The following is a 13117-nucleotide window of genomic DNA, read 5'->3' on the forward strand; positions in this document are numbered from 1 at the left end:
GCGCGGGTCGGGGCTCAGGACGAGCAGCTCACTTCGAGCGACCCGGCCCAGTCGGGCGGCAACGCCGCGTACGCTTCATGCTCCGGTTGTTCGTCGAACGGGCGGCGCAGGATCTGCGCGAGCCGCTCGACCTCCGAAAAATCCTTCTCCTTCGCGCGCCGGATCGCGACTTCGGCCAGATGGTTGCGCAACACGTATTTCGGGTTCACGCGGTTCATCGCGGCGGCACGTGCCGCGTCGTCGCGTGTTTCCTCGGACAGCCGCGCGCGGTAGAGGTTCGCCCACGCATCGAACGCGTCGCGGTCGATGAACAGGTCGCGCACGGGCGCGTCGCGGCTCGCGTCGTGCTTCGAGACCTGCGCGAGCCGGCGGAACGTCAGCGTGAAATCCGCGTGGCTCGCATGCATCGTCTCGAGCAGCTTGTTGGCGAGCTCGGCATCGTTCTCGCGTTCGAGCGCCAGGCCGAGCTTCGCGCGCATCGCGCGTTCGAGCGCGGGGCCGAAACGGTCCGGGAACGTCGCGAGCACGGCCTGCGCGTCCTCCACCGCACGCTCGGCGCGCGCATCGTCGTCGGCGATGCCGTGCTGCAGGCCGATCAGCGGCAGCAGCGCCTGCGCGAGGCAATAGCAGTTCCAGTGCGCGATGCGCGGCTGCATCCGGTATGCATAGCGGCCGCTCGTATCCGAGTGGTTGCAGATGTGGTTCGCGTCGAACGCGTCGACGAAGCCGAACGGGCCGTAGTCGATCGTCACGCCGAGGATCGACATGTTGTCGGTGTTCATCACGCCGTGGCAGAACCCGACGGCCTGCCACTGCGCGACGAGGTCGGCCGTGCGCAGCGTCGCGGCTTCGAGCAGCGCGAGGTACGGATCGTCGACGTGGCGGCAATCCGGATAGAAGCGGTCGATCACGTGATCGGCGAGCTGGCGCAGCAGGTCGGGGCGATCGTTCGAGAAGAAGTGCTCGAAGTGGCCGAAGCGCACGAAGCTCTCCGACACGCGCGTGACGACGGCCGACGTCTCGATCTCCTCGCGCACCACCGGCTGGTCGGAACCGATCACCGTCAGTGCGCGCGTGGTCGGGATGCCGAGGTGATGCATCGCTTCCGAGCACAGGAATTCGCGGATCGACGAGCGCAGCACCGCGCGGCCGTCACCCATTCGCGAGTACGGCGTGCGGCCGCTGCCTTTCAGCTGCAGCTCGTAGCGGCGGCCGTCCGTGCCGGTGCGCTCGCCGATCGTCAGCGCGCGGCCGTCGCCGAGCTGGCCGGCCCACACGCCGAACTGGTGGCCGGAATATACCGCTGCATACGGCATCGCGTGCGCGGGCCAGTCGCGTGTCGGGTTGCCGGCGAACAGCTCGGCGAAGCCGGGCTGCGCGGCGATCGACGGCGGCAGGTCGAGCAGTTGCGCGACTTCGTCGGAAAAGCCGACGACATACGGCGCGGCAAGCGGCGCGGCCGGCAGCCGCGTATGAAACGCGTCGCCGAGCGTGACGAACGCGCCAGTGGCGGGCTCGCCGAGCGTGGCGGCGAGGTCGGGGAGGGTGTCAGCCGGATCGGCTGCGCTTCGGGAAAACGACATGTTGAGCGCCTCTGGGTAAGCCGATATTGTAAGGCGGCGCCGCGCCGCCCGCATGGTGGCCCGCGTACCGTGCGCCACGCCCGTCCGGGGCCGCTGACGGGCGCGCCGCAGAGGCACCGATTCGCATCCTCACGGAGAACGAGACGATGGGTAAGCCGTTGCTGGGCCAGATGATGGACATGCCGTTGCTGGTGTCCTCGCTGATTTCTCACGCCGCGCGGCACGCCGGCGACACGGAGATCGTGTCGAAGCGCGTGGAAGGCGATCTGCATCGCTACACGTACCGCGACTGCGAACGCCGCGCGAAGCAGCTGGCGCAGGCGCTCGCGCGGCTCGGCGTCGAAACCGGCGATCGCGTCGGTACGCTGGCGTGGAACGGCTACCGGCATCTGGAAGCCTATTACGGGATCGGCGGCATGGGTGCCGTGTGCCACACGATCAACCCGCGCCTCTTTCCCGAGCAGATCGCGTACATCGTCAATCACGCGGAAGACCGCTACGTCTTCTTCGACATCAATTTCGCGCCGCTCGTCGAGGCCATCGCGCCGCAATGCCCGCACGTGAAGGGCTGGGTCGCGATGACGGACGCCGCGCACCTGCCGTCCGGCACGACGCCGTTCCTCTGCTACGAAACGCTCGTCGAAGCGGAGGACGGCCGCTACGACTGGCCGCGCCTCGACGAGCAGCAGGCGTCGGGGCTGTGCTACACGTCGGGCACGACCGGCAACCCGAAGGGCGTGCTGTATTCGCACCGCTCGACCGTGCTGCATGCGTACGGCGCCGCGCTGCCCGACGCGATGAACCTGTCCGCGATGGACGCCGTGCTGCCAGTCGTGCCGATGTTCCACGTCAACGCATGGGGGCTGCCGTACGCGGTGCCGCTCACGGGCGGCAAGCTGGTGCTGCCCGGCAAGGATCTCGACGGGAAATCGCTGTACCAGCTGATGGAGGCCGAGCGCGTGACGTTTTCCGCGGGCGTGCCGACCGTGTGGCTCGGCCTGCTCAACTACATGCGCGAGGCCGGCGTGCGCTTCTCGACGCTGAACCGCACGGTGATCGGCGGCTCCGCGTGCCCGCCCGCGATGCTGCGCACCTTCGAGGACGAATACGGCGTGCGCGTGATCCACGCATGGGGGATGACCGAACTGTCGCCGCTCGGCACGCTCGCGAAGCTCAACTGGGCGCAGTCGCAGCGGCCGCTCGACGCGCAGCGCAAGCTGCTCGAGAAGCAGGGGCGCGTGATCTGCGGCGTCGACATGCGCATCGTCGGCGAGGACGGCCACGAACTGCCGTGGGACGGCGTCGCGTTCGGCGAACTGCAGGTGCGCGGCCCGTGGGTGATCGATCACTACTTTCGCGGCGAATCGTCGCCGCTGTCGGACGGCTGGTTCCCGACCGGCGACGTCGCGACGATCGACCCCGACGGCTTCCTGCAGATCACCGATCGCAGCAAGGACGTGATCAAGTCGGGTGGCGAGTGGATCAGCTCGATCGACATCGAGAACGTCGCGATCGCGCACCCGGGCGTGGCCGAGGCCGCCTGCATCGCCTGTGCGCACCCGAAATGGACCGAGCGCCCGCTGCTCGTCGTGGTGCCGCGCGAAGGGGCGAACCTGAGCCGCGACGCGCTGCTCGCGTTCTACGAAGGCAAGGTCGCGAAATGGTGGATTCCCGACGACGTCGTGTTCGTCGAATCGCTGCCGCACACCGCGACCGGCAAGCTGCAGAAGCTGAAGCTGCGCGAGACGTTCCGCGACTACGTGTTGCCGACGGCGGTCTGCGAGCCGTAACGCCGGCCCGGGCCGGACGCGGCGCGTGACGCGGTCGCCCGATCCGTCCCCGGATCGGGCGACCGGCATCGGCAACAAAATTCAAATTGAACGACCGTGCTTTTTCGTTGTATGCTGACTCCGTTCATCAGGACATGCGGCTGTTCGACCGCGCACAATGAAGCGCAGCCACCCCGGCGCGCGATGCATGGAGGCAGGCAGAGATGGCAGTGGATTACTCGACTCGTGACGGCGTGGCCGTCCTTACGCTCAACAATCCGCCCGTCAACGGGCTCGGCCTGTCGACCCGTCAGGGCGTCATGGACGCGCTCGATCGCGCCGCGCAGGACCCGTCGGTCACGGCCATCGTGCTGACCGGCGCGGGACGCGCATTCTCGGGCGGCGCCGACATCACCGAATTCAATACGCCGAAGGCGTTGCAGGATCCGACGCTGCACACCGTGATCCGCGCGGTGGAGACGAGCGCGAAGCCCGTCGTCGCGGCGCTGCACAGCGTCGTGATGGGCGGCGGCCTCGAGCTCGCGCTCGGCGCGCACTACCGCATTGCCGCGCCTGGCACGCAGGTCGCGTTGCCTGAAGTCAAGCTCGGCCTGCTGCCGGGCGCGGGCGGCACGCAGCGCCTGCCGCGTGCGGTGGGGCTCGAAACCGCGCTGAACATGATCGTGTCGGGCGCGCCCGTGCTGTCGGAGCAACTGGCGAAGAGCGGGCTGTTCGATGAAATGGCCGACGGCGACCTGCTCGACGCGGCCGTCGCGTTCGCCCGCAAGGTCGGCGCGCAGAAGGGGCCGCATCCGCGCGTGCGCGATCGCAAGATCGTCCATGAGAACGCCGCGGGTTTCATCCAGTTCGCGCGCAATTCCGCGAAGGCCGCCGCACCGAATTTCCCGGCACCGCACAAGTGCATCGACGCGATCGAGGCCGGCGTGCTGCACGGCTTCGACAAGGGCAGCGTTGCCGAGCGCGAGGGTTTCGTCGCGCTGATGATGACGCCGGAAAGCCGCGCGCTGCGGCACGCGTTCTTCGGCGAGCGTGCCGCGAGCAAGATTCCCGACGTGCCGGCCGATACGCCGCTGCGCGAGATCCGCCGCGTCGGCGTGATCGGCGCGGGCACGATGGGCGGCGGGATCGCGATGAACTTCGTCAACGCGGGGCTGCCCGTCACGCTGCTCGAGACGAAACAGGATGCGCTCGAGCGCGGCGTCGCGACGATCCGCAAGAACTACGACGCGCAGGTGAAGAAGGGCAAGCTCTCGCAGGAGAAGCTCGACGCGCGCATGGAGCTGATCACGCCGACGCTGTCCTATGACGACCTGAAGGACGCCGACCTGATCGTCGAGGCCGTGTTCGAGGAACTCGGCGTGAAGGAGCAGGTGTTCAAGAAGCTCGACGAAGTCGCGAAGGCGGGCGCGATCCTCGCGTCGAACACGTCGACGCTCGACGTCGACAAGATCGCGGCGTTCACGAAGCGTCCGCAGGACGTCGTCGGCATGCACTTCTTCAGCCCGGCGAACGTGATGAAACTGCTCGAGGTCGTGCGCGGCGCGCAGACCGCGAAGGACGTGCTCGCCACGGTGATGGCCGTCGCGAAGAAGATCCGCAAGACGGCGGTCGTGTCGGGCGTGTGCGACGGCTTTATCGGCAACCGGATGATCGAGCAGTACATCCGCCAGGCGCTCTTCATGCTCGAGGAAGGCGCGCTGCCCGCGCAGGTCGATCGTGCTATCGAGAAATTCGGATTCGCGATGGGCCCGTTCCGGATGAGCGACCTCGCCGGCAACGACATCGGCTGGGCGATCCGCAAGCGCCGCTACGTCGAGCAGCCCGATCTCCATTACTCGAAGATCGCCGACCGCCTGTGCGAGCAGGGCCGCTTCGGCCAGAAGACGGGCGCGGGCTGGTACGACTATGTGCCGGGCGATCGCAAGGCGAAGCCGTCGTCGCTCGTCGACGAGATGGTCGTCGCGTATTCGAAGGAGCGCGGTGTCGAGCGTCGCAAGATCGGCGACGACGAGATCGTCGAACGGCTCGTATTCGCGCTCGTCAACGAAGGCGCGAAGATCCTCGAGGAGAAGATCGCGTCGAAGGCGTCCGACATCGACATGGTCTACCTGACCGGCTATGGCTTCCCGCTGTGGCGCGGCGGCCCGATGCTGTACGCGGACGTGGTCGGCCTCTACAACGTCGAGCGCGCGATTCGCCGCTATGCGGCGGCACCGAACGGCGACGCATGGCAGCTCGCGCCGTCGATCGCGGAACTCGCGAAGGCCGGCCGCGGGTTCAACGGCTGACGCGCCGGATCGCGGCGCGACGCACACCCGGAGAAATGCAATGAAACGCACCGACGACGTACTGCTCGTGATCGACGTGCAATACGACTTCATGCCGGGCGGCGCGCTCGCGGTGCCGGACGGCGACGCGGTCGTGCCGGTGATCAACGCACTCGCGCAACGCTTCGACCAGGTCGTGCTGACGCAGGACTGGCACCCGCGCGAGCACGTGTCGTTCGCGGCGAATCACCCGGGCCGCGAACCGTTCTCCACGCTCGCGCTGCCGTACGGCGAGCAGGTGCTGTGGCCCGTGCACTGCGTGCAGGACACCGACGGCGCGGCGCTGCATCGCGATCTCGACGTCCCGCACGCGCGGCTCGTGATCCGCAAGGGCGGCGACGCGCAGGTCGACAGCTATTCCGCGTTCGTCGAAGCCGACCGCACGACGCGCACCGGGCTCGCGGGCTATCTGCGCGAGCTCGGCGCGAAGCGCGTGTGGTGCTGCGGGCTCGCGACCGACTATTGCGTCGCGTGGTCGGCGCTCGATGCGCGCGCGGCCGGTTTCGAAGCAGCGGTGATCAACGATGCGTGCCGCGCGATCGACCTGAACGGGTCGCTCGCCCACGCATGGCAGCAGATGCAGGCAGCGGGCGTCGCGCATGTGACGTCCGCGGGCGCGCGCCCGGCGGCGTAGCGCATTCCCTATCCGATTCAGGACATGAGCAGGACCGAAGGAGACTCGCATGACCGAAGCCGTAATCGTATCGACCGCCCGCACGCCGCTGGCGAAATCCTGGCGCGGTGCGTTCAACATGACGCACGGCGCGACGCTCGGCGGCCACGCGGTCGCGGCCGCTGTTGAGCGCGCGAAGCTCGACCCCGCGCGCGTCGAGGACGTGATCATGGGGTGCGCGAACCCCGAAGGCGCGACCGGCGCGAACATCGCGCGGCAGATCGCACTGCGCGCGGGGCTGCCCGTGACGGTGCCGGGGATGACGGTGAACCGTTTCTGCTCGTCCGGGCTGCAGACCATCGCGCTGGCCGCGCAGCGGATCATCGCGGGCGAAGGCGAAGTGTATGTCGCGGGCGGCGTCGAATCGATCTCGTGCGTGCAGAACGAGATGAACCACCACATGATCCAGGAAGGCTGGCTCGTCCAGCACAAGCCCGAGATCTACTGGAACATGCTGCAGACGGCCGAGAACGTCGCGAAGCGCTACGGCATCTCGAAGGAGCGGCAGGACGAGTACGGCGTGCAGTCGCAACTGCGCGCGGCGGCCGCACAGGAAGCCGGGCGTTTCCGTGACGAGATCGTGCCGATCACCGTGCTCGCGGGCGTGGCCGACAAGGCGACGGGTCGCCTGTTCACGAAGGAAGTGACGGTCTCGGCCGACGAAGGGATTCGCCCCGACACGACGCTCGAAGGCGTATCGAAGATCCGGTCGGCCGTGCCGGGTGGCGTGATCACCGCGGGCAACGCGAGCCAGTTCTCGGACGGCGCGTCGGCCTGCGTCGTGATGAGCGCCGACGCCGCGCAGCGCGAAGGGCTGCAGCCGCTCGGCGTGTTCCGCGGTTTCGCGGTGGCCGGTTGCGAGCCGGACGAGATGGGCATCGGCCCCGTGTTCGCGGTGCCCAAGCTGCTGAAGCAGGCAGGGCTGAAGGTCGACGATATCGGCCTGTGGGAGCTGAACGAAGCGTTCGCGGTGCAGGTGCTGTACTGCCGCGACACGCTCGGGATTCCCGAGGATCGTCTGAACGTGAACGGCGGCGCGATCGCGGTCGGCCATCCGTACGGTGTGTCAGGCGCACGCCTGACCGGCCATGCGCTGATCGAAGGCAAGCGGCGCGGCGTGAAGTACGCGGTCGTCACGATGTGCATCGGCGGTGGGCAGGGCGCGGCCGGCCTGTTCGAAATCCTCTGATCTTTGGCACGGAGCGGCCGCGGTTTCGCTTCGGCGAGACCGGCGGCCGCGACGCGAATCGGCGCGACTGATCCGCCATTCGAAACAATCGGGAAGCAAAAGGCATGCGCCCGGCAATGCCGTTTCCCCTTACTTGTCAAACGAATTGCCCCACCTATACTTGCTCTGACATTTGCCTTTCGGCACGATGGGCCGGATCGTGCGTCGTGCGATCCGTGCCGCGAAGGTTCGAACCAACGCAGCAGACCGACCGGGGACCGAATGAGTACGACCTATGCAGCCGGGGAACCGCCGCGCGTCGTCAGCGCGGCCGCAAGGCTCTACGCGAAATGCCTGCTGGTCGGATTCGCGTTGCTGCCCGCCTATCTGATCGCCTATCTGTGGTTCTTCAGCGATCCGCACGTCGTGTTCGAGAACCACGCGTTCCATGAAATCGCGATCGCCGCCGCGACCCTCGAAGGCGCGTTCGTCACCTACGTGACGTGGGTCTGCTACCGGTCGTCCGGCGAGCCGCTGCTGCGCTGGCTGACACTTGGCTTTCTCGGCTTCGCGATGATCTATGCGCTGCACGGTGGATTCACCGGGATGGCGCATCACAACATCTGGCTGTTCCTGCTGTACGGGCCCGCGTCGCGGCTCGTGATGTCGATCCTGCTGCTCACGGGCCTGCTGTCGTATTCGCGTCCGCCCGATCGCCTCGAGAAGCGCACGAGCGTGCGCACGTGGCTGCCGTGGATCGTGTTCTTCGTGATCGTCAACGTGGTCGTGGCGTACATCGCGTATTCGCCGGTTGCGGGCGCGCCGGGCACGCGGCTGTCGATGGAAGGCGGCGCGCTCCTGTTCTCGCTGCTGAACGTCGCCGTGCTGCTCGCGCGGCGGATCCGCTCGCCGCTGATGGTGATTTACGGCGTGTCGATCATGGCGTTCGCGCTGTCGTCGCTCGCGTTCATTCTCGGCAAGCCGTGGAATCACATGTGGTGGCTCGCGCATGCGATTTTTGCCGGCGGCTTCTTCCTGCTCAGCTACGGTGTCGTGCAGGCGCTGCAGACGACGCGGTCGTTCTCGGCGATCTACAGCCAGGAAGACCTGATGAGCCGGCTGTCGGAATCGATGGCGCGCACCGAGAGTGCGCTGCAGGAGCTGCGGCGCACGAACCAGAAGCTCGAATACATGGCCGCGACCGATCCGATGACGGGCGCGTCGAACCGCCGGCAGTTCATCGCGCAGGTCGAGCGCGAGATGGTGCGGGCCGAGCGCGACGGCACGCCGTTCTGCCTGCTCGCGCTCGATCTCGACAATTTCAAGAACATCAACGATGCGTACGGGCATCAGATCGGCGACGAGGTGCTGCGCGGCGTGGTGCGCCAGTGCCTCGATGCGATCCGGCCGGCCGGCGGGCTCGCGCGGGTCGGCGGCGAGGAGTTCATGGCGCTGCTGCCGGACATGCCGCTCGAAGGCGCGCGGATGACGGCCGAACGCGTGCGCTCGTCGATCGCGAGTTCGCCGTTCGGGCTCGATTTCAAGCGCGTGCAGGTGACGGTCAGTGTCGGTGTCGCGCAATACGGGGCCGACGGCAGCACGGTCGATGCGTTGCTGCGCGTGGTCGACGAACGGTTGTACCAGGCGAAGCGGGAAGGGCGGAACCGGGTCGTCGCGCGGTGATACGGGTTCGCGCGGCACACGGGCGCGGGTGAACGGACGCGGAACATTCGGCCACCCGGGCGTACAACGACTGTGTCCAACGCCTCGATCTTTGACGAAGCCCCGGAGGCGGTCACGCCCCGGGGCTTTTGCATGCCCGGTCGGCACGCGACCGGCGACGCGCTACCGCGCTGCCAGCGCCGCCGCGTTCTGCTTCGGCTGCGCATCCTGCATCCGCTGCGACGCCTGCCACCAGTACTTGCCCGCGCGCTGCTGCGGATCGCGGATCGCGAGATACGTCGTACTCCAGAGCTGTGCCGCGTTCGCCTCGGTGGCGTCCGCGCTGCGCGTGCCGAATGCATCGGTCTGGTACTTGCCGTTCACGTAGGACCACGTCCACATCTCCGACGTGCGCATGTCGCGCCCGTTCGAGATCACCTGCCAGATCGTCTGCCGTGCCTGCGTGAGCAGCGTGCGCGTCGCGGCCGACAGGTCCTGGCGCGCGAGCTGGCGATCGAGCCCGGCCACCCACATCGCCTGCTGCCACGACCAGATCACCGTCCCGTGATACGCGGAGCTCGTGAATTTCGGCCACAGCGCCTGATTCGCATAGGCCGGGTTCGCGATCAGCATGCCGGCATCGGTCACGAGCCCGGTCGGAAACGGCCGCGTGACGTCGGTGACGATCCGCTGAAGCTCGTCGTCCGGCGGCGTGCCGAACAGCAGCGCGAAGCCGCCGTCCGAATTCATCACCGGAATCGGGTTGCCCTGCTGATCGAGCGACAGCGCGTAGAACGCCAGCGGCGTGCCCGGTGCGGCGCCGGCCGGCACGCCCGCGGACGGCGCATAGGCCGACACGTCGGTGGCTGCCTGTGCAGCCGGCACGCTGACCTGGAACAGCGGCGGCGCCTGCGTTTCCCATGTGGCCGCCTGGTTCGCCGTGTTGGCGAGCGTCGCGCGCTGCCCGGCATTCAGATACGGATCGAGCAGGCCGCGCGCGAGGAATGCGTTCGCCGCACGCAACGCGGCCGGCACGAGCACCGCGTTGACGTCATACGGATAGACGCCGCCGCCGAGCCCGTCGGTGCTGTCGCGCCAGTTGCCGACGATTTCGCCGGGCCGCAGGTGGATCAGGTTCGCGACCGTCGGCTGTTGCGCGAACGGCTGCGCGGTCGTCGCGACGTGCAGCAGGTTGACGACCAGGCGGCTGCCCAGGGTCTGCCCGTCGCTGCCGCGCTGCGCGAGATAGGCGGCCGCGCGGGCCTGGCCGCGCGTATCGTCGATCAGCCACGCGGCCGCGATCGGCGCGAGCAGGTAGTCGCTGTCGATCATCTTGTAGTCGTAGGTCGGCGTCGGATCGTTCGGCCGCCCGTTCTTCTGGTTGTCGACGAGGGCGAATTCGCCGATCCCTTCCTCGTGCGCGACCTTGCCGTCGGTCGACAGCCGGCTCAGCACCGACGACAGGCCGGCCTCGATCGCCGCGGGCTCGAGCACGGGCATCAGCATGCGGACCGAGATCAGCGTGTCGCGGCCGAAGTAGGTGTCGTACTGCCACGAGCCGGCCAGCAGCTTGTCGTGGAAGCTCAGGAATTCGAGCACGTTCTGGCTCACCGGGTCGGGGTTCACCGAGGGCGCGAGCAGGTCGGCGTGCGTGATCGGTGACAACGGCGTCTCGCCCGACAGCGCATCGACATGCAGCCGCAGCGTGTGCGAGCCCGCCGGTGCGCTCAGGACGAGCTTGCCGCCCGCTGCCGGCGCGATGCTGCCGCCGTCGCGCAGCGTGATGCGCAGTGAATAGCCGGGCGCGCCGTCGATCCGGTCGCGTTGCCATTGCGCGGCGCTGCCCTGAACCGTCGGTGCGGCGAGGATCTCCTGCGGAATCGTGGCGCCGCCGTTGAAGTCGCGCAGGAAGCGCACGTTGCTGAGCACGCCCTGCCGGATCGTCAGCGTGTTGGTGTCCACCGACACGTCGGCGCCGATGCCGTACAGCGGACGGCCGTGCGTGTCGGGTGCCGATAGCGCGGACGGCGGCGTGTCGAGGCTCCAGTTCACCGGCTGCGCGGTGTCGTCGAACCACAGCCCGGTGCCGCTGTTGCCGGCGGGGAAGACCACGAGCAGACGCGGCTTCGTCGACGAGCGCACCAGCAGGTGTGCGGCGACCTTGTCCTGCCGGTAGAACGCGTTGATCTGGCCGCCGGTGTCCATGCGGAACGAAAGTGCGGCGTTGTTCGACGGCGGGGTGCTCGATTTGACGTCGTCGTCATTGCAGGCCGCGAGCAGGCCGGCGCAGATGAATCCGAGACACAGCGACTTCGCAAGGCGATGCATGTTGATGTCCCTCCTGCTGACTGGCGATTTTTATGAGAATTATCGAATGAGCGGGTGCTCGATCTGCTTCGTCCGGTATTGCGGAATTCCTGGGAAATTCGGAATTAATCCGGGCGTGCTTCTGGGGTGAATTGAATGGTAATTAACCGGTTGATGGTTAATGCCGGAATTGAAAGCAAAAGGAGGCGCTGCCCCGGCCAGGCATGAAACATTTCTCTGTTGGCGTTCCGGTACCGTGCCGACATGAGGGCGTGCACGGCGTGAAAAACGAAACGTAAGCTGTCGTAGGGGATTCTAAAGTTCGGATAAAGTCGAAGTCAATAATGATTTGATGGTTTTCGAATAATGTTCCGGAATGATGTCGCAATTCTTGCTTGTTGAGTCGGTAAAATATGCGGTTTCACTGGGAAATGGAGATGTTCTGATTATCGAGTTTGATGAGAATCGATTGGCAATCGATGTCGGTATTGGTGATTGATTACGAACCGGGATTGAATGGTGGCGGTTTGCCTGTCGCCGTGTCTCGGGCGTGGATTCGGCGATACGGTGAGCAACCGGCGTTCCTGCGACCGAACCGGTGGGTGATCCCGAGAACCGGACTCCATGTGATCGCGTCAATGGCGCTGGCAAGTTTGGTAGTCTTGGAGACCGCTTCTGTTTACCGAATTGAAGCAGTCGGCCATTGATGCGATTCGATATTCGTCGTTTGCGGGGCTGACGATCTTGCGACCGAGCGACTTTTCATCGATGGCCGATGGTGGTTGACCTCGCCTTCACTCCGGAGAATGCACCGTGCTGCACGTGCCCGACGATTCAGTGGTCGTATTGGTTGATTTTCAGACGCGGCTGATGCCGGTGATTCACGAAGGGTCATCCGTCGTCACGCAGGCAGTCCGACTTGCCCGTATTGCGCAAATACTCGGGGTGCCGGTGATGGGTACCGAGCAGAGCCCCGTCCAGTTGGGCCGGAACGTACCGGAGATCAAGGAGCTGTGCTCGCACACCGTCGTCAAGGACCATTTCGACGCGTGCGCGGAGGGCCTGGTCGAGGCCTTGCCGGACGGGCGCAACAGCGTCATCGTCGCCGGTTGCGAGGCGCACGTGTGCGTGTTGCAAACAGCGCTCGGGCTGTTGCGCAGCGGCCGCAAAGTCACGGTGGTCAGCGATGCCGTGGGGTCGCGCAGGACGATCGACCGGGACGCGGGGATCGCCCGGCTCGGGGCGGCGGGGGTGCAAATCGCGACGGTCGAGATGATCGGGTTCGAATGGCTGGGTTCCAGCCGCCATCCGCGTTTTCGCGAGGTGCTGCGCCTGATCAAGTGAGTCGCGGCGCTCGTGCGCTGACGGGAACAGCGTTTCCTGGAGCCGGATGCGCGAATCTCGGGATGTCGGCGCATTGGCGCCGTCAGGTTTGGCAGGCTGGCTGCCGGCGGTCGTGGGCGGAATCCTCGCGTCGGCGTGCGACACGGAGAAGAATCGTGCGTGAACGCCTGGTCGCGACCCTCCGAGCGCGCGACGACAGTTCTCGTCGAACTGTCGCGCCGGCTCGAAACCTCGCCGTCGTTGAGGGCGAGGTTTCTCGGCCG

At 66.9% G+C, this 13117-nt stretch carries 8 protein-coding genes; 6 read left to right on the forward strand and 2 right to left on the reverse strand.

All coding sequences use genetic code 11. The annotated features are described in order from the left end of the window. Positions 1 to 14 precede the first annotated feature (14 nt). Positions 15 to 1583 (reverse strand): protein adenylyltransferase SelO, encoded by a 1569-nt coding sequence (locus G3N98_RS13600; RefSeq protein ID WP_089473042.1) that lies wholly within the window; start codon positions 1581 to 1583, stop codon positions 15 to 17. A 146-nt stretch (positions 1584 to 1729) separates the two neighbouring features. On the opposite strand from G3N98_RS13600, the gene G3N98_RS13605 reads away from it, so the two are divergent. From G3N98_RS13605 to G3N98_RS13625, 5 genes are all read left to right on the forward strand, one after another. After that, on the forward strand, positions 1730 to 3373 hold the full coding sequence (locus G3N98_RS13605; RefSeq protein ID WP_069248205.1) for a 3-(methylthio)propionyl-CoA ligase: 1644 nt from the start codon (positions 1730 to 1732) through the stop codon (positions 3371 to 3373). 203 nt (positions 3374 to 3576) lie between these two features. Beyond that, complete coding sequence (locus G3N98_RS13610) at positions 3577 to 5661, forward strand: 3-hydroxyacyl-CoA dehydrogenase NAD-binding domain-containing protein (protein WP_206148452.1); 2085 nt, start codon at positions 3577 to 3579, stop codon at positions 5659 to 5661. A gap of 40 nt (positions 5662 to 5701) precedes the next feature. Further along, a complete protein-coding gene (gene pncA, locus G3N98_RS13615) occupies positions 5702 to 6334 on the forward strand; it encodes a bifunctional nicotinamidase/pyrazinamidase (RefSeq protein ID WP_175912620.1) in 633 nt (210 codons plus the stop codon). 49 nt (positions 6335 to 6383) lie between these two features. Continuing rightward, complete coding sequence (locus tag G3N98_RS13620) at positions 6384 to 7562, forward strand: acetyl-CoA C-acyltransferase (protein ID WP_069248202.1); 1179 nt, start codon at positions 6384 to 6386, stop codon at positions 7560 to 7562. Between the two features lie 261 nt (positions 7563 to 7823). After that, a complete protein-coding gene (locus G3N98_RS13625; RefSeq protein ID WP_089473040.1) occupies positions 7824 to 9224 on the forward strand; it encodes a GGDEF domain-containing protein in 1401 nt (466 codons plus the stop codon). A gap of 162 nt (positions 9225 to 9386) precedes the next feature. On the opposite strand, the gene G3N98_RS13630 is transcribed toward G3N98_RS13625, so the two are convergent. Next, positions 9387 to 11531, reverse strand: a complete 2145-nt coding sequence (locus tag G3N98_RS13630; RefSeq protein WP_089473039.1) for a hypothetical protein — start codon at positions 11529 to 11531, stop codon at positions 9387 to 9389. A 792-nt stretch (positions 11532 to 12323) separates the two neighbouring features. On the opposite strand from G3N98_RS13630, the gene G3N98_RS13635 reads away from it, so the two are divergent. Then, on the forward strand, positions 12324 to 12854 hold the full coding sequence (locus G3N98_RS13635; RefSeq protein ID WP_089473038.1) for an isochorismatase family protein: 531 nt from the start codon (positions 12324 to 12326) through the stop codon (positions 12852 to 12854). The last annotated feature ends 263 nt before the right edge of the window (positions 12855 to 13117 follow it).

The sequence above is a fragment of the Burkholderia sp. Tr-20390 genome (assembly GCF_017104595.1).
GTDB lineage: Bacteria > Pseudomonadota > Gammaproteobacteria > Burkholderiales > Burkholderiaceae > Burkholderia.

What these genes read in the sequence shown, in the direction of transcription:
- G3N98_RS13620 (WP_069248202.1), top strand. Translation starts at nt 6,384, where the DNA reads ATGACCGAAGCCGTAATCGTATCGACCGCCCGCACGCCGCTGGCGAAA.
- G3N98_RS13630 (WP_089473039.1), bottom strand. Translation starts at nt 11,531, where the DNA reads ATGCATCGCCTTGCGAAGTCGCTGTGTCTCGGATTCATCTGCGCCGGC.
- pncA (WP_175912620.1), top strand. Translation starts at nt 5,702, where the DNA reads ATGAAACGCACCGACGACGTACTGCTCGTGATCGACGTGCAATACGAC.
- G3N98_RS13625 (WP_089473040.1), top strand. Translation starts at nt 7,824, where the DNA reads ATGAGTACGACCTATGCAGCCGGGGAACCGCCGCGCGTCGTCAGCGCG.
- G3N98_RS13610 (WP_206148452.1), top strand. Translation starts at nt 3,577, where the DNA reads ATGGCAGTGGATTACTCGACTCGTGACGGCGTGGCCGTCCTTACGCTC.
- G3N98_RS13605 (WP_069248205.1), top strand. Translation starts at nt 1,730, where the DNA reads ATGGGTAAGCCGTTGCTGGGCCAGATGATGGACATGCCGTTGCTGGTG.
- G3N98_RS13600 (WP_089473042.1), bottom strand. Translation starts at nt 1,583, where the DNA reads ATGTCGTTTTCCCGAAGCGCAGCCGATCCGGCTGACACCCTCCCCGAC.